Here is a 15,792-nt window from a genome sequence, read left to right as displayed (position 1 = left end):
TTACTTCCGGCCCGCCCCCACCAGCACGATGCCGCCCACCGCGATGGCGGCGATGCCGGCCCACAGCGGCACGTTGACGCGCTTGGTCTCCTCGACCTTGAGCTCGAGCGGGCCGAGCTTGGCGGCGGTGTTTTCCTTGGTGTACGAGAACCCGCCGTAGACCAGGCCCAGCACGCCCGCGACGATCAGGATCACGGCGATCAATCGAATGCCACCCATGACGTCCTCCAGTGTTTGCGATGTGATGTTGAGATGAACGCGCCCCGGCCGTCGCCTCGCATGTCGTACGGCGTCGGGGTGGCTCATTGAAGCGCTTCGCGATGCGGACGCACGTAGGACGGCGCCGCATCCGCGTGTCGGGCGGCTCCGTCGACGCGGCTGGACCGCCGATGCCTTCGCGGACCGGCCGGCGGCGGTGAGAATGCGCCGATGCGTGTCCTTCGAGTCCTCGCCGTCACGCGGCGTCATCCGTCCGCGATCCTGCTGATCGTGCAACTGCTCGGGCTGGTGCTGTATCCCCTGCTGGAGGCCAGCCGATCGGCGCCGCTGGCGCTGGGCGCCTTCGGCATCGTCGTCCTGATCTTCACGACGCGCATGGTGCGCAGCACGCCGGGGCTGACCTGGCTGAGCGTGACGATCGCGCTGCCGGCGATCGCGCTGTTGCTGCTGCAGGCGTTCTGGCACATGGAGCAGCTGCTGCCGTGGTCCTCGGGGCTGGAGGCGCTGTTCTACTTCTACGCCGCCGGGAGCCTGATCTCCTACATGATGAGCGACTGGCACGCGACGACCGACGAGCTCTTCGCCGCCGGCGCGACCTTCACGCTGCTGGCCTGGGGCTTCGCACATGTGTTCGTCGTCGTGCAGGCGCTGCATCCGGGCAGCTTCGCGGCGGCGGTGGATCCGCAGCTGCCGCGCACCTGGACCGAGCTGATGTTCCTCAGCTTCGCGCTGCTGTCGAGCACCGGCATCGGCGACGTGATCCCGGTGAAGCCGCTGGCGCGCGCCGTCACGACGGTCGAGATGTTCGTCGGCGTCATGTACCTGGCGGCCGTCGTGTCGCGGTTGATCGGACTGACCTTGATCCAGCACCGGAAGCTGTCGGATCTGGATTGAGACCCCGCCGTGCCGCGGCACGGCGCGCCGCTGGTCGGCGACGCGACGCGCTGAACGCGTCGCCTACGGCTTCTTCGGCGGATCGTCGCGCTGCAGCAGCTTGTCGACGCCGGTGGTGTCGGCGGCGCGCGTGGTCAGGTCCTTCGCCCAGGCGAAGCCCTTCTTCGCCGCGCCCATCGCCTGGTTGGCGGCCTCGGCGGTGGTGTTGCGGACCTGCTCGGCGGACGGCAGACGCTCCTGCGTCCAGGTGGCCGCCTTCTTCGCGACATCGGCGGCCTGGGCCACGGTGCTCTCCGCCTGCGCGCGGACCTGGTCGACCGAGGGCAGCTGCTGCTGCGTCCAGTCCGCCGTCTTGCGCGCGGCGTCCCAGGCCTGCGTGGCGGCGGTGGCCGTCGTGACGAGGACCTGATCGGCGCTCGGCAGACGCTGCTGCGTCCAGTCGGCGGTATCGACCAGCACCGTGCGCACCTGTCCGGCGGCGGCGCCGGCCAGCGTCACCGTCTGGTTCCAGCGCTTGGAGAGCTCGCCCGGCGGCGCGGTCGCGAGCAGGCGCACGACGGTGTCGAGCGACTGGGTCTCCTCCGGTGTCAGCGGCCCGCCGGCTTCGAGCATCCCGCGCATGAAGACGCCGAGGTCCTTGGCGATCGCGGCGTGGTTGCAGTCGGGGTTGAGGTGGAGGAAGCCGGCGCCTTCGACGGCCATCGCCTCGAGCTCGCTGCCGCCGAGTCGTGCTTCGACCGCGGCGACGGACTGCTCGACGAAGGCGCGATTCAAGCCCCAGTCGGCGATCAGGTGGTCGATGAGGTACTGGCGCTCGGCGGGCTCGACGGCGCCGTCGACGGCGGCCAGGCGCAGCGACAGCGGCGCGATGAGGTCGAACAGCGCGAGGCCCAGCGTGTCCAGCGGCGTGTTGAGGTACTTGGGGATCTCGATGACGCGCTCGCCCTTGGTCGAGCTGAGCAGGCGGTACATACCGTAGCAGGCGCCGCCCGACGCGAGTGCGGCGAAGGCGACCCAGCCGATCGGCGTGGCCGACGCGCCGAGCAGCGACGCGACCATGCCCGTCTTCGCGACCGCCGCGCCCGCGCCTGCGGCGCCCAGGACGTCCCACACCTCGCGACCGCGGTTGATCATGCGCAGCGAGGCGTAGGCCGCCTCGCCGATGGCGAGCTTGGCCTTGAAGCGCAAGGGATCGGCGACGACCTGGTCGACACCCTTGAGCTCGGGCGGGGGCAGCAGCAGAGGCGCGGGGGCAGGCATCGTGGAAGACTCCGGTCGGATGGGGGGAGTCTAGCGAAGTGGCATGACTCCCTTGCGCCGGCGCCCCTCGAGCCTACTTCTTCACGTAGGCGTCGATCGCCTTGCGCGCCAGGAACGACTGGTCGCTGAACAGGCCGTCCATGCCGATCTTCAGGAACGCCTCGATCTGGCCGGCGAGGTTGCCGATCGCCGTCGGATCGGCGCTGCTGTCGAAGTCGTCGGGCAGGAAGACGTTCTCCGCGCGGAAGGTCCAGCCGTGCACGATCAGGCCGGCCGCATGCGCGTCCTTCACCAGCGTCGTCGGCGTGCCCAGGCGGCCGGCGACCAGCGGGATCATCAGGTTCGTGTTCGCGCCGATGCCTTGGGCGTAGCTCGCGATCTCTGCCAGGCCGGCCGGCTGGGCGAGGTCCGCGTAGGTGCGCGTGTCGCCGCTCAGCGTGAAGTCGTAGGGCCGGCCCGAGCCGTTGAGCAGCTGCACCAGCGGCACGCGCGTCATGCGGTTGAGCTTGCGCAGGTTGCCGACCTCGAAGGACTGGATGAAGACCGCCGAGTCCGGGCTGCGGTAGCCATACTTGTTGAGCAGGCGCACCAGCGGCTCCTCCAGCGGCTTGCCGATGCCGGCGAAGTAGGTCGGGTGCTTGGTCTCCGGATACACGCCGATCGGCTTGACCTTCTGGCCGTGACCGTGGCCATGGCGGCCGGCCTTGCCGTCCTCTTCCCTGCGGCGCTCGTTGGCCTGCTGGACCAGCTGCAGCACCTCCTCGAAGGTGGGCACCTCGAACATGTCGTTGAAGCGCGTGTTGGCCGGGCGGATCTGCGGGATGCGCTCGCGGGCGCGCAGCGTCTTGAGCTCGGCCAGCGTGAAGTCCTCGGTGAACCAGCCGGTGATCGCGACGCCGTCGATGGACTTCGTCGCCTTGCGGGACGCGAACTCGGGACGCTCGGCGACGTCGGTCGTCGCTTCGCGCACCGAGCCGTCGGGATTCAGGATCGCGATGGCGTTCTCGTGGCGGGCGACCAGCACACCATCCTTCGTCAGCACGAGGTCGGGCTCGACGTAGTCGGCGCCTTGCTCGATCGCCAGCCAGTAGGCGGCGAGCGTGTGTTCGGGCACGTAGCCGCTGGCGCCGCGGTGCGCGATCAGCAGCGGCTCCTTGGCGCGCGGGGGTTGTTGGCCGCCGTGGGCGCAGGCGGCCGTCGCCAGCGAGGCGGCGACGAGGGTGGCGAGGACAGCAGTGCGAAGCAACTTCATCGGATGTCTCCTTCGGTCGATCGTCGAATGGACGGGGCGCCGGCAGCGTAGGTCCCCGCCGATGAAGTTTTGATGATCCGCCCTGGGGCGCGAGTCCCTTGAAACAGGTCTTACACACCGCCGAAAGGGCGATGAGGACGACGGACTCAGGACGCGAGGGGCAGGACCTCGTCGCCCTCGCCGGCACGGCAATCGGCCGGCAGCGGGTCCCAGCCGCGGCGGACGACCATGGTCGAACCCGTCGCGCAGAACTCGACGCGTTGCGCGTCGGGAACGAGCCGGTGCGCGAAGGCTTCGAGCGCCGCCGGTGTCGAGACTTTCAGCCGCATCGCGTAGAGGTCGTCGATCGGGTGGTCGTCGCTGTGGATCAGCGGCACGAACTGGGCCGCGAACATGATGGCGTGAGACGGCACGACGACCGGCAAGGGGTCGTAGCCGAGCCCCTTCAACCAGCGCTGTGCCTGCTGACGTGTCGGCGCGCCGCCCTCGACAGGCGGAGCGCCGTCGAGGCGCGCGGGCGCTTCGTCGTCGCGGGGCGCCCACGCGAAGCCCATGAGCTCCGCCACCCATTGGTTGCAGTTCTGGTACTGCGTGCTGAAGGCGTAGGCGCTGGCGCTGTAGCGCGGCGACAGCAGTGCGAGCGCGAGCCGGTTGTCCAGCGCGCGGGCGGCGAGGCGGGCGCCGTCGCGCTCGGGCAGCGTCACGATGGAGAGCCGGATCGGCTCGGTGCGTCCGGCGCTCAGCAGGAAGCCGGCAAGGCCCTGGTCGTAGAGCTTCGCCTGGGACTCGTCGCAGGCGTAGTAGAGCTGCCGCACCGACCACGGGCTGTTGCGGCTGTCCCTCAGCGCGATGCCGCTGTGCGAGTACTGCAGGTGGAAGCGGCTCAGGTCCGTGCCGGAGCGCGAGACCAGCGCGGCGGAGGCGCCGCTCGCCTCCAGCGCCCGCCGCGCGATCGCGACGACCTGGAGCTGGCGGTCCTGCTCGGTGGCGCTGACTTCGCCGCCGCGGTCGCAGAAGGTGGCAGCTTGCGACGCCGACGCCGCATCGAGCGCAGTCATCGCGATCACCGTTGACGCGAGGCCGCGAAGCACCGGGACGATGCCGGTGCCGCTCAGCGTGCGACGACTTGCCGCGCGGGCCCGCGTACCGGGCCCGGCGGGAATCACAGCGTCACCGGATGCGATTCGAGCTCGCGGTGCCAGTCGTCGTGCAGCGCGAGCAGGAAGGCCTGCTTGTTTTCGGCGCGGGCGAACTCGTAGCCGTAGTCGCGCTTGTGCGCCAGCACGTGGTCGCCGACGCGCAGCGGCTGGCCGGCGATCGCCTGCTTGGGGACGTAGAGGAAGAACTCGGTGCCGCCCTCGGCGCGGACCGGCTGCAGGCGCAGGCGCTGCGTGTCGGCGCGGCCGGCGGCGTCCTCGATGGCGAGGACCTTGTACTCACCCTCCGCGACCTTGCGGTCCTTGCTGGAGCTGTCGCTGGACTGGCCGATCGAGTCGGACAGCTGGCGCGAGGACACCGAGCCCGCGCTCGAGGCGGAGGTGACGATGCTGTCGGCGTGGGCCGGCAGGGCCGCAAGGCCCGCAAGCGCGGCAATGGCCGCAGCGACAGCGGAAACGAAGGAGAAGGGGGAAGAACTGTGGCGCATAAAACCGTCCATGTGCAGGTCAGTCCGGCCGCGGAACGGCGGCCGGACGGCGCAAGCATAGGGGATGCAATGACACGTTCAGGTGTCGGTGTGTGCGCAGGTCGCGAAGGTCTCGCGAACGCCCTTGATCTGTTCGTTCATCACTTTTTGATCGACCGGCTTCTGCAACTCGTAATCGGCGTGAACTCGCCGGTCGCGTTGCGCCCTCATCAGAAGGGCGAGCGCCCGAGAGCGTTTGGCGATCCTTGCATCGCACAGGGGGTCAGGATCCCTGAGACAGTTGATCAACCACACATGAACGCTCCCGGATTTCGGCGGTTCTGGACGGTTCGGAAGAAGACTGACCCATGCCAGGCACCGGTGGTATGCAGCGTAGTACGCGCGGGACACTGCGGATCGGCGCCGAGCCTCCGACGTGAATCCGTTGGCAAGCGCCTCTGCGTCCTTGAGGAGTTCTTTGGCAGCGATGGACTTCATGGTGAGTTACTCCTCGTCTCCATCGTCGTTGTCCCCGTCGAGATCTGGATGAGGACAAGCGCTCCAGTCCTTGGGTTGACAAGGATGGATGGACCTGAAGCCCACCAGGAATCCGCCGCTGCGACGGTGACAATGCACGAGGTTCATCCGTAGTTCGTCCTCGAGTTCGTAGGTGCGATCGTCGTCCGTGTCGACGCTCAGTGTCACGCGCGCAAATTGGAAACCGTCCTCCGCCAGGCAATGGCTGATGTCCACAGGCCCCCGGCACAAGCGCACCGAGTTGTTCGCCAGCACGCCGAGGGCCAGCCTGACCTCGAGGTAGGCATCGACGCATGTTTCCCTGTTCTCCTCGAACAGCCGGCAGAGCACCTCCCGGACCTCCTCCCAGTCGATGTGCCTGAAAACCGGGGCGGGGATCTGGCCAATCACATAGGGATTGGTCTTCTCCGGATACCGCAGCAGGTGGAGCAGCGCATCCACACCTTCAGTCCAAGCGGGCGCCGATATTTCCTTCTGCAACGCCATCGGTACTTCGATCGGAGCCTGTTCTGGCGTTTCCAATTCCTTCAACACTGCACTCATCTCGCTCATCCTTTCGATCTGCGAAGCATCGCGAATGACCAGCAGTTTCGGCAGGCGGCGCGATGAAATCACTCCCTCGGAAGAGCGCTTCGGCGGGGGATACACCTGTGAGTAGGTCGTTCCCCCGACGCTTACAGATAGTGGGGATTGGCGTTCGCGGGGTCAGGCGTTGCCTGCCCCGCTTGTCTCACGACAACTCGTAGAGGGACGGGTTCAGTTCAGTTCCCCCGCCGGCACCACCGGCAGCACGAGGCTCGACGGCCGCAGCGGTCCGGCATGGATCGTCGTCACGTTGCCGTTGGCCTGCTGCTGCAGCGGCGTCGGCCAGATGCCCTGCGCCTGGTTGCTCGCGCTGACCGCGATGCGCAGCCGGTGCCCCGCGCGGACCAATGCCGCGACCGGGAAGACCTCCACCGGCACCAGCATCGGCTCGTTGGCCACCACCGGCAGCGCCGCGCCCGCCGTGAACGGATGCCACGGCTGGATCATCGTGCCGTTGACGAAGCGCGAGCGGCTGGTGTCCACCGCGCGGTGCGCCGCGGACATCAACCCGTGCGTCAGCGGCTTGACCGCGCCGGTCGCCGGATCGACATCGTCGATGCGCACCGACAGCGCCGCCTGCGGCCGCGACGCCGAGATCCACAGGTCCGCCTGGATCGGTCCGTTCAGGTAGAGGTCCTGCGCCAGCGGCGCGGTCTCGTAGATGGCCGCGCCTTGCAGGGACTCGACACGCGCGCTGTCCGAGTAGCAGGGCTTGGGCAGCAGCCCCGCCAGCCCCAACGTCCATTGCACCTGGCTCGCCGAGCAGTCGCTGTGATCGCGGATCTGCACGCTCGCGGTGAAGATCGTGCCCAGCACCGTCCCGCGCGTGGCCGTCGGCGCCGGCGGCTCCGAGACCGTCCACCCGGCCGCGCCCGCCGGGATGCGCGCGGCCAGGCTGCCGTCCGGCTGCAGGTACCAGCGCTGAGGCGCCATCTTCGGATGTGGCCAGTCGCTCGCCGTCGCGAACCGCGGCGTGCCGCCGCTGCCGTATCCATCGACGAACTGCGTCACCGTCGGCAGCGTGTCGGCCCCGGCCGCGCGTCCCTTCAGGTACTGGTCGAACCACTGCAGCAGCAGCGAGGTCGTGCTCGGCGGTCCGTATGACGGCGCGCCGCCGAAGCCGCTGATCCCTCCCTGCACCGACTGCAGGTGCGATCCCGGCAGGATCGCGAGCTTGGCCGTCACGTTGCGCTTGAGCTGCTCGTACAGCAGCGGCTGGTCGCGCTGGAAGATGTCCAGCGACGCGCCGACGATGAAGGTCGGCACGCGGATCCGTCCGGCGCTCTCCACCGGCGAGCGGCCCGCCCAGAACGACCCGTCGTCGGTCGCGATGCCGCTCGCGTTGCCGACGAAGCCGTCGAAGGTCGGCGCATACCAGGTGTCGATGGCCGCGACGTGATCGCCGGTCGCGGCGTTGATCTGGCTCGCGTACCAGGGATTGAGCAGCAGCTCCGGCGCGTTGGCCACGCTCAGCGACTGCGTCAGCGGCAGCCAGGTGCTCAGGAACTGCGCGTTGAACAGCCCGCCCGTCGCTGCGACGCCGCGGTACGCGTCGCCCATCGGCACCGTCGCGAACGCGGCCTTGATCGCCGGATGCTGCTGCCCGGCGGTCAGCAACGAGCTGATGCCGAGGTAGGACGTTCCCGCCACGCCGATGCTGCCGTTGAAGAACGGCTGACGCGTCACCCACTCGACCGCCTCGCGGTAGGCCTGCTGCTCGTCGGGACCGATCAGTTGCGTGACGCCGCCGCTCATGCCGGTGCCGTGGGCGTCGATCGCGACCGTGACGTAGCCGCGGCGCACCATGAACTGGTCCAGACCGCCGATCAGCAGCGTGTTGCCGCCGGCCGGCGTGAACACGCCGAGGAACTGGCCGACGTCGATCCGATAGGCCGTCTGCGTCAGCACCACGGGATAGCGCCCGGACTTGGGGAAGCCGAGGAAGTCCGCCGGCATCGAGACCAGCACCGCCAACTGCTTGCCCGACGAGAGCCGGATGAATTGCAGCGGCAGCGTCACCGCGCGGGGATGGTCGGGACCGCGCGTGTAAGCCGCGGAGGGCCAGGCCGCGCCCGCGTTGGCAGTCACGGCGGGATTCGGCGCGGCGAGCGTGCCGCGCGTGCCCAGCGTGGTCGTCTGCGCCAGGGCGCCGAGCGCCGTGCCGGCGGCCAGCGCCACGATCCATGCGCGGCAGCGGGCGCGGCGCGCGCGCCAGGGGCGGACCGTGCCGCGCTGCGTCGGAAAAGCCAGGGTCATGTCTTGTCTCCAGGTCCCGAGGGTCGGGTGGTCGCTGCGGCGACTCTGTGGGGCTGTTGTCGCAATGCCCCGGCGACTATGCCGGGCCGCGGCGCGCGCGGCACGGGGGAAATCAGGAGGCCGATGGGTATGCGGCTTGCCGTCGCCGGCGCCGGACCGGCGCGGCCGCCGTCCGATTCCAGATCATGGGGAGGCGCCGCACCATGCGGACATGACGCCCGGGAGCGCGCAGGATGTCACGCCCGGACCGTCCGGCGATGGCGGGTTCCGCCGTCCCGGCGGCGCTGTAGGTCAAGTCCCTACAGCAGCTGCGGGAGGCGGCGCTCATCGCGAGTGGCAGCCGCTCGCTGGCGGCGACGCCGTCCGGCGACGACGATGAGACCCATGAACATCGCCGTCATCGAAGACAACGTCCCCGTCCGCCAACTCCTGGTCCGTCGCGCCCAGAAGCTCGGCGGCATCACCGTCGTCGCGCAGGCCTCCGGCGAGGACGAGGCCGTGGCTGCCGTCATGGCCACCACGCCCGACGTCGTGCTGCTGGACCTGAACCTGTCGCAGGGCAGCGGCCTGTCGGTGCTGTCCCGCCTGCGCGACCGCGACTACGCGGGCCGCGTCTTCGTGCTCACCGCCGAGGACGCCCGCACCCACGCCGCACCGTGCCGCCGCGGCGGCGCCGATGCCTTCTATGACAAGGCCTTCGATTTCGAGAAGCTGCTCGCCGACCTGAACGACCTGTGCCGGCGCGGCGCCGCCACTGTTCCGCTGAGCGCGGGCCCGCGTGCCGCCGCCAACGGTTGAGTTCCCGATCCACGAACCGGCACGAACAGCCCGGACCATCCGCATCCAGCGCCCTGGGAGGACCCGCCATGAAGCTCACGATGACACTGCCCCGGCTGCCGTTCCCGCTGCCGACGCTGTCCTGGGCGCCGCGCGGTCCCATGGCCTCCTGGCTGCTGGTCGGCAACCTGCTGCTGATCGTGGCGCTGGCCGCGATGACCGCGCTCAGCCTCTGGAACCACCGCGAGACCGAAACCGACCGCGCCCGCGACGTGGTCGAGAACCTCGCGCAGAACCTCGCCGTCGAAGTCGGCGCCGAACTGCGCAACACCGACAACGCGCTGGCCACCATCGCGCTGCGTTACCGCAGCACGCGCCAGTCGCCGGACCAGACGGCGATGGTGGCCCGGCTGATCGACGAACAGCGCGGCCTGCTGCCGCAGGTCGTCGCGCTGCGCGTGGCCGACATCCACGGCACCGTCACCACCGGCCTGATGCCCGGCGAGCGTCCCTTCAACGTCGGTGACCGGACCTACTTCTCCCAGGCGCGGCTGACCGACGCGATGGTCGTCTCCGAGCCGCTGAACAGCCGCGCGCAGAACCACTGGTGCGTCATCCTGGCCCGCCGGCTGATCGACCACGACGGCCAATTCGCCGGCATCGTCTACGCCGTGGTCACGGCCCAGCACTTCGTCGACCGCTTCAGCGGTGTCGCGCTCGGTCCCTCGGGCGCGGTGTCGCTGCGCTCCGACGGCTTGAACCTCGTGGCGCGCTACTCGGCCGGTGAGCCCAGCTCGACCAAGGGATTCGGCGCGAAGCTGCTGTCCGAAGAGGCGCTGCGCTCGCTGGCGCACAACCGCGAGCGCGGCGTCTACGTCACCCCCACGGCGCTCGACCGCGTGGAGCGCATCACCGCCTACCGCAAGGTCCCCGGGTATTCGATGACGCTGTTCACCGGCATGAGCAGCAACTACTTCCTGGCCGGCTGGCGCGGGCAGGTCGTGCAGCAGTCGCTGCTGGCGGCGCTGGTCGCGCTGGCCGTGGCCGCCGCGTCGGCGCTGATCCACCGCATCCATCGCCGCGAACGCCGCGCCAAGGACGCGCTGCAGCATCTGGCGCGTGAACAGGACGCGATGCTGCAGAACGACCTGATCGGCATGGTCCGCATCCGCGACGGCCACGCCCTGTGGGGCAACCCGGCGATGGAGCGCATGTTCGGCTGCCTGCCCGGCGGCATGGTCGGCCACGCGGCGCAGACGCTCTTCCTCAGCCCGCAGGAACACGCGCGCGTCCGCGACGCCAGCCTGGCGACGATGCGCTCGGGCGGCCGCTTCCACACGCAGCTGCGCATGCGCCGGTTGGACGGCGCGGAGTTCTGGGTCGACCTGCACGGCACGGTGCTGTCGGAGAACGAATCGATGTGGATGCTGGTCGACATCGACGGCCTCAAGCGCAGCGAGGAGCAGGCGCAGCACCTGGCGCTGCGCGACGTGCTGACCGGACTGCCCAACCGCCGCCTGTTCGAGGAGAAGGTCGGCGACGCGATCAACGGCGCGCGTCGCACCGGACGCGGCTTCGCGGTCTGCTACCTGGACCTGGACGGCTTCAAGCCCATCAACGACCAGCACGGGCACGAGGCCGGCGACGAGGTCCTCACCGAGGTCGCGCAACGCCTGCAGGGCCTGGTGCGCGGCGACGACGTCGTCGCGCGCCTGGGCGGCGACGAGTTCGCGATCCTGCTCTCGGGCCTCAACCGGCCGGAGGACGTCGAGCAGACGCTGCAGCGTTGCCTGTTCTCGATCCAGCGCCGCATCACGCTGGACAGCGGCGACAAGGTCTCGGTCGCGGCCAGCATCGGCGCGGTGATCGGCGGCGGCGGCGACGCGTGCCGCGAGCTGCTGCACGCGGCCGACGAAGCGATGTACGCGGTCAAGCGCAGCGGCAAGGGCCAGATCCGGATCGCCGGGCAGGTGCATTCCGAATGGGCGGTGGCGGCATGAACCGCCGGGTCGCCTGCGCTGGCCACTCTGCGCGTGCCAACTCGGCGCCGCTGCGACCCTGTCACGCGGGGGCCGCGGGCGCGGCGCCGTCGGGCCTGCTGCGCCTGATGCGCAGGACCGGAGGGCGGTCCCCGCAACGGGTGACAGCGGGGACGGTGCGGGCGACTGCCGTATCGCTCCGTTCAACTTCGGTGCACGATGCGCCGATGTATGGGGAAGCGCCCCGGCGGGACGTCGGCTAGATCCGCCCGCACGCCGGGGATGTCATTCAAGTCTGTCCAGTGGGAGGAGAGATCAATGAACATCGGCACCTGGCGTCTGTCCACGCAGTTGACCGTGTCCTTCGTGATGCTGGTGGCGCTATGCGCGCTGGTCGGCGGCATGGGCCTGCTGCAGTTGAACCGCGTGCATGAGAGCACGACCGAGATCGCCGAGGACTGGTTGCCCAGCATCCAGAACATGGCGGCGATCCGCGTGAAGGCGAACCAGATCCGGCGCATGGAGCCGGACCATCTGCTGTCCGAGGACCCGCAGGAGCGGGCGCAGATTGAGCGCAACATCGTGCAGGCCCGCAAGGAACTGGCCGACGCGGAGAAGGCCTACCTGCCCTTCATCACCAACGACGAGGAGCGCCGGCTCTACGCCGAGGTCGCCGCCGCGCGCGACGCCTACTTCGCGGCGCAGGAGAAGCTGCTGCACCTGTCGCGCAGCGACGGCACGGACTCCGAGGCGCGCGCCTTCTTCCGCGCCGACTCGCGCAACAGCTTCAACAACTGGGTGAAGGCGATCGAACGGAGCGCCGACTACAACGCCGCCGGCAGCGATCAGTCGCGCCAGGATGCGGCGAAGAGCTATGCCGCCGGGCACGGCTGGAGCCTGTCGCTGACGCTGGTGTCGGTGGTCGTGGCCATCGGGCTGGCGGTGCTGTTGCTGGGGCATGTGCGGCGCCAGCTCGGCGGTGATCCGGCCGAGGCGGCCCGCCTGGTGCGGCAGGTCGCGGAGGGCGACCTCAGCGGCGAGATCCGCGTGCGGCCCGGCGACGACCGCAGCCTGATCGCGGCGCTCAAGGCGATGCAGACCGGCCTGCGGCAGGTGGTCGGCGATGTGCGCGAGGGCAGCGAGTCGGTGGCCAGCGCCAGCGGCCAGATCGCGATGGGCAACCACGACCTGAGCCAGCGCACCGAGGAGCAGGCCAGCGCGCTGGAGGAAACCGCGGCGACGATGACCGAGCTCGGCGAGACGGTGCTCCAGACCTCCGAGAACGCGCAGCAGGCCGACCGCCTGGCGCGTTCCGCCAGCGAGGTGGCGCAGCGCGGCGGCGCGGTGGTGACCCAGTTCGTCGAGACGATGCGCGGCATCGACGAGAGCAGCCGGCGCATCGCCGACATCATCGGCACCATCGACGGCATCGCCTTCCAGACCAACATCCTGGCGCTGAACGCCGCCGTCGAGGCCGCACGGGCCGGCGAACACGGCAAGGGCTTCGCGGTGGTGGCCTCCGAGGTCCGCTCGCTGGCGGGGCGCAGCGCCGAGGCGGCCAAGGAGATCAAGTCCCTGATCGCGGCCAGCGTCGAACGCGTCGACCAGGGCACGGGACTGGTCGAGCAGGCCGGCGCGACGATGGCGGAGATCGTCGCGGCGATCGGCCGCGTGACGGACGTGGTCGGCGAGATCAGCAGCGCGACGCGCGAGCAGTCGCAGGGCGTGAACCAGGTCGGCGAGGCGGTGAACCAGATGGACCAGGTCACGCAGCAGAACGCCGCGCTGGTCGAGGAGTCCGCCGCCGCCGCGGAAAGCCTGCGCCAGCAGGCGCAGGCGCTGGTCGCGTCGGTGGCGAAGTTCCGGCTTGGGTGAGACCGCCTGACCGCGCTTCGCCAAGCGCGGGCACGCCACGAGGCAGGGGGCATCGCGTCCGCGAACCCCCAGCCTCATTCCGGCCCAGTGAGATCGATGCGTGCGGGCCTGACGCTTCTGTCACGGCGCGGCGACTGCGACGACCGCCTTTCCCAGATTGCGTCCCTCAAGCAGGTCGATCAAGCCCCTCGGCGCGAGCTCGAGTCCGTCGACGACATGCTCCAGCGCCTTGATCTCGCCCGCGGCGATCGCCGCGTTCATCTCGCGCTGGAACGCCTTGAAGCGCGCCATGCCCTCGCCGTAATGGTCCAACACGATGAAGCCCTCCATGCGGACGCGCTTCTGCAACACCGTTGCCAGCAATCGCGCCAGCCGATCCGGCGCCATGTCGCCGCCGTTTCCGCGCGGTGAAGCGCCGACCTCGTTGTAATGCGCGATGAAGCCGCACACCGGCACGCGTGCGCCGATGTTCAGCAACGGCAGCACCGTGTCCAGGACCTCGCCGCCAACGCTCTCGAAGTAGACGTCGATGCCGTCCGGCGCCGCGGCGCGCAGGCGCTCGGCGAACCGCGGGTCGCGCCGGTCGACCGCCGCATCGAAGCCGAAGGTGTCGATCAGGTGCCGGGTCTTGTCCGGACCGCCCGCAATGCCCACGACCCGTGCGCCGGCCCGCTTCGCGAGCTGCCCCACCATCGCGCCGACCGCACCCGTCGCGGCGCCGACCACCACCGTCTCGCCCGCGCGCGGGCGGCCGATCTCTTCGAGACCGATATGGGCGGTGAAGCCCGGCATGCCCGCCGCGCCCAGCGCCAGCGACGGGCGCGTCATGTCGCCCAGCGGCACGAGATCGGCGCCGTCGCTCAGCGCGTAGTCCTGCCAGCCGGCGTTCGACAACACGAGCTCGCCGGCACGGAAGTCCGGGTGGCGTGACTCGACGACGCGGCTCACCGTGCCGCCGACGATGACGTCGCCGATCGCGATCGGCGGCGCGTAGCCCGGACCGACTTCCTCCATCAGGTTGCGCATGTACGGGTCGAGCGAGAGGTAGAGCGTGCGGAGCAAGACCTGACCCTGGGCGGGCGAGGGGACGGCCACCGATTCGAGGCGGAAGTCCTCCGGCGCTGGCCTGCCGGCGGGGCGGGCGGCGAGGACGATGCGCCGGTTGAGGGACGGCGCCGAAGCGGACACGGAGGGTGAAGCCGAGGTCGTCGTCGTGGTCGGGATCGAAGCGGCGGTCATGCGCAAGCCTTTCCAGTGATCGAAGGTCGCCAGGGCGCCAGGGCCCCGGGGGCTCGAAGGACGTGCGCCTCAGGCCTTCGCGGCGCGCGGTCCGTGGCGCAGTGTCAGCAGCGTGCCCAGCGTGATCGCCGCGGCCGCGAAGGTCGGCCCGCCGAGCGCGCCGATGTGGTCCACCAGCATCCCGCCGCCGATGGCGCCGCTGGCGATGGCGATCTGGAAGGCGGCGACGAGCAGGCCGCCCGCGCCTTCGGCCTGGTCCGGCGCGGCCCGCACGATCCAGGTCTGGAAGCCGACCGGGAAGGCGCCGAAGGCGAAGCCCCACAGCACGACCGCGACCGCGGTGACCCAGACCGAGCTGCCCGCCATCAGCAGCGCCGCGGCGAGGACCACGATCAGCGAGCCGCCGGCAACGATGGCGCGCCGCTCGCTGCGCTCGGCGAGGAAACCGCCGACGAGGTTGCCGAAGAAGCCGCCGATGCCGTAACCCAGCAGCACTGCCGAGATCATCGACACCGGCAGGTGGGTGATGTTCTCCATCAGCGGGCGGATGTAGGTGAAGCCGGCGAAGTGACCGGAGATGACGAGCAGCACGGCCAGCAGCGCGACGCGCACGCCGGGGCGGGTCAGCAGTTCGCCGAGGACGCGCAGGTTCGGGTTGTCCTTGGGCGGCAGCTTGGGCAGGGTCAGGAGTTGCGCCGCCAGCGTCACCAGGCTGAGCACGCCCGCCGCGACGAAGGCACTGCGCCAGCCCCACATCTCGCCCATCCAGGCGCCGATCGGCGCCGCGCACACGGTGGCGACGGAGACGCCGGCCAGGATGACCGACATGGCGCGCGCGAACAGGTGCATCGGCACGAGCCGCATCGCCAGCGCCGCCGCCATCGACCAGAAGCCGCCCAGCGCGACGCCCAGGATCACGCGCGCCGCGAGCAGCACGCCCAGGCTGGAGGCGGTGACGGCCATGACGTTGGAGAGCACGAGCAGCAGGGTCAGCGCGATCAGGACCAGGCGCCGGTCGAAACGCCGCGTCAGCAGCGGGATCGAGGGCGCCGCCACGGCGCCGACCAGCGCGGTCGCCGTGACGGTCTGGCCGGCGGCACCGGCGCTGATGTTCAGGTCGGCGGCCATCGCGGTGAGCAGGCTCGCGGGCAGGAACTCCGCCGTCACCAGACCGAAGACCCCGATCGTCAGCGAGGCGATCGCCGCCCAGTGGGCGGTCTCCTCGGCAGCGGGAGCGGGAGCGGCAGTGGCAGGCGGGGCGGCAGCCGCCGCCACCGACGCGAGCGCGGCGGAGA

Annotated in this window: 14 protein-coding genes; 4 read left to right on the top strand and 10 right to left on the bottom strand. The window is 70.2% G+C overall.

Features of this window, described 5'->3' with window-relative positions:
- A complete protein-coding gene (locus AC1VNM_RS16485; RefSeq protein WP_377160823.1) occupies positions 1-219 on the bottom strand; it encodes a hypothetical protein in 219 nt (72 codons plus the stop codon).
- A gap of 210 nt (positions 220-429) precedes the next feature.
- On the opposite strand from AC1VNM_RS16485, the gene AC1VNM_RS16480 reads away from it, so the two are divergent.
- A complete protein-coding gene (locus AC1VNM_RS16480; RefSeq protein ID WP_483107617.1) occupies positions 430-1,113 on the top strand; it encodes an ion channel in 684 nt (227 codons plus the stop codon).
- Between the two features lie 63 nt (positions 1,114-1,176).
- On the opposite strand, the gene AC1VNM_RS16475 is transcribed toward AC1VNM_RS16480, so the two are convergent.
- The 7 genes from AC1VNM_RS16475 to AC1VNM_RS16445 all read right to left on the bottom strand — a co-directional run bounded on the left by AC1VNM_RS16475 (position 1,177) and on the right by AC1VNM_RS16445 (position 8,627).
- Positions 1,177-2,373: a hypothetical protein gene (locus tag AC1VNM_RS16475; RefSeq protein ID WP_483107616.1), complete on the bottom strand. Its 1,197-nt coding sequence runs from the start codon at positions 2,371-2,373 to the stop codon at positions 1,177-1,179.
- A 73-nt stretch (positions 2,374-2,446) separates the two neighbouring features.
- The gene (locus AC1VNM_RS16470) at positions 2,447-3,625 is read right to left on the bottom strand and encodes a glycerophosphodiester phosphodiesterase (protein ID WP_483107615.1); all 1,179 of its coding nucleotides are present in this window, start codon (positions 3,623-3,625) and stop codon (positions 2,447-2,449) included.
- Positions 3,626-3,771: 146 nt separating this feature from the next.
- Complete coding sequence (locus AC1VNM_RS16465) at positions 3,772-4,683, bottom strand: DUF2145 domain-containing protein (RefSeq protein WP_483107614.1); 912 nt, start codon at positions 4,681-4,683, stop codon at positions 3,772-3,774.
- A 104-nt stretch (positions 4,684-4,787) separates the two neighbouring features.
- Positions 4,788-5,270, bottom strand: coding sequence for a hypothetical protein (locus AC1VNM_RS16460; RefSeq protein WP_483107613.1), 483 nt, complete (start codon positions 5,268-5,270; stop codon positions 4,788-4,790).
- A gap of 78 nt (positions 5,271-5,348) precedes the next feature.
- On the bottom strand, positions 5,349-5,747 hold the full coding sequence (locus AC1VNM_RS16455) for a hypothetical protein (protein WP_431099916.1): 399 nt from the start codon (positions 5,745-5,747) through the stop codon (positions 5,349-5,351).
- A gap of 6 nt (positions 5,748-5,753) precedes the next feature.
- A complete protein-coding gene (locus tag AC1VNM_RS16450) occupies positions 5,754-6,329 on the bottom strand; it encodes a hypothetical protein (protein ID WP_483107612.1) in 576 nt (191 codons plus the stop codon).
- Positions 6,330-6,542: 213 nt separating this feature from the next.
- Positions 6,543-8,627, bottom strand: a complete 2,085-nt coding sequence (locus tag AC1VNM_RS16445; protein WP_483107611.1) for a CocE/NonD family hydrolase — start codon at positions 8,625-8,627, stop codon at positions 6,543-6,545.
- Positions 8,628-9,011: 384 nt separating this feature from the next.
- Between AC1VNM_RS16445 and AC1VNM_RS16440 the strand changes: the two genes are divergently transcribed.
- The 3 genes from AC1VNM_RS16440 (at position 9,012) to AC1VNM_RS16430 (ending at position 13,258) form a co-directional block, all read left to right on the top strand.
- The gene (locus AC1VNM_RS16440) at positions 9,012-9,425 is read left to right on the top strand and encodes a response regulator transcription factor (protein ID WP_483107610.1); all 414 of its coding nucleotides are present in this window, start codon (positions 9,012-9,014) and stop codon (positions 9,423-9,425) included.
- A 68-nt stretch (positions 9,426-9,493) separates the two neighbouring features.
- Complete coding sequence (locus tag AC1VNM_RS16435) at positions 9,494-11,404, top strand: sensor domain-containing diguanylate cyclase (protein ID WP_483107609.1); 1,911 nt, start codon at positions 9,494-9,496, stop codon at positions 11,402-11,404.
- A 297-nt stretch (positions 11,405-11,701) separates the two neighbouring features.
- Entirely contained in the window at positions 11,702-13,258 is a 1,557-nt protein-coding gene (locus AC1VNM_RS16430; RefSeq protein ID WP_483107608.1) for a methyl-accepting chemotaxis protein, read from the top strand.
- Positions 13,259-13,378: 120 nt separating this feature from the next.
- On the opposite strand, the gene AC1VNM_RS16425 is transcribed toward AC1VNM_RS16430, so the two are convergent.
- On the bottom strand, positions 13,379-14,497 hold the full coding sequence (locus AC1VNM_RS16425; protein ID WP_483107607.1) for an NADP-dependent oxidoreductase: 1,119 nt from the start codon (positions 14,495-14,497) through the stop codon (positions 13,379-13,381).
- A gap of 69 nt (positions 14,498-14,566) precedes the next feature.
- Positions 14,567-15,772, bottom strand: coding sequence for an MFS transporter (locus AC1VNM_RS16420; RefSeq protein ID WP_483107606.1), 1,206 nt, complete (start codon positions 15,770-15,772; stop codon positions 14,567-14,569).
- Between the last annotated feature and the right edge of the window lie 20 nt (positions 15,773-15,792).

This window comes from Mitsuaria sp. MSU3D, assembly GCF_056867975.1.
This window is presented reverse-complemented; position numbering and strand designations above follow the sequence as displayed.

Coding starts and splice junctions, on each gene's coding strand:
- AC1VNM_RS16465 (WP_483107614.1), bottom strand. CDS start 4,683: ATGACTGCGCTCGATGCGGCGTCGGCGTCGCAAGCTGCCACCTTCTGC.
- AC1VNM_RS16440 (WP_483107610.1), top strand. CDS start 9,012: ATGAACATCGCCGTCATCGAAGACAACGTCCCCGTCCGCCAACTCCTG.
- AC1VNM_RS16460 (WP_483107613.1), bottom strand. CDS start 5,270: ATGCGCCACAGTTCTTCCCCCTTCTCCTTCGTTTCCGCTGTCGCTGCG.
- AC1VNM_RS16480 (WP_483107617.1), top strand. CDS start 430: ATGCGTGTCCTTCGAGTCCTCGCCGTCACGCGGCGTCATCCGTCCGCG.
- AC1VNM_RS16470 (WP_483107615.1), bottom strand. CDS start 3,625: ATGAAGTTGCTTCGCACTGCTGTCCTCGCCACCCTCGTCGCCGCCTCG.
- AC1VNM_RS16475 (WP_483107616.1), bottom strand. CDS start 2,373: ATGCCTGCCCCCGCGCCTCTGCTGCTGCCCCCGCCCGAGCTCAAGGGT.
- AC1VNM_RS16435 (WP_483107609.1), top strand. CDS start 9,494: ATGAAGCTCACGATGACACTGCCCCGGCTGCCGTTCCCGCTGCCGACG.
- AC1VNM_RS16455 (WP_431099916.1), bottom strand. CDS start 5,747: ATGAAGTCCATCGCTGCCAAAGAACTCCTCAAGGACGCAGAGGCGCTT.
- AC1VNM_RS16445 (WP_483107611.1), bottom strand. CDS start 8,627: ATGACCCTGGCTTTTCCGACGCAGCGCGGCACGGTCCGCCCCTGGCGC.
- AC1VNM_RS16430 (WP_483107608.1), top strand. CDS start 11,702: ATGAACATCGGCACCTGGCGTCTGTCCACGCAGTTGACCGTGTCCTTC.
- AC1VNM_RS16425 (WP_483107607.1), bottom strand. CDS start 14,497: ATGACCGCCGCTTCGATCCCGACCACGACGACGACCTCGGCTTCACCC.
- AC1VNM_RS16450 (WP_483107612.1), bottom strand. CDS start 6,329: ATGAGTGCAGTGTTGAAGGAATTGGAAACGCCAGAACAGGCTCCGATC.
- AC1VNM_RS16485 (WP_377160823.1), bottom strand. CDS start 219: ATGGGTGGCATTCGATTGATCGCCGTGATCCTGATCGTCGCGGGCGTG.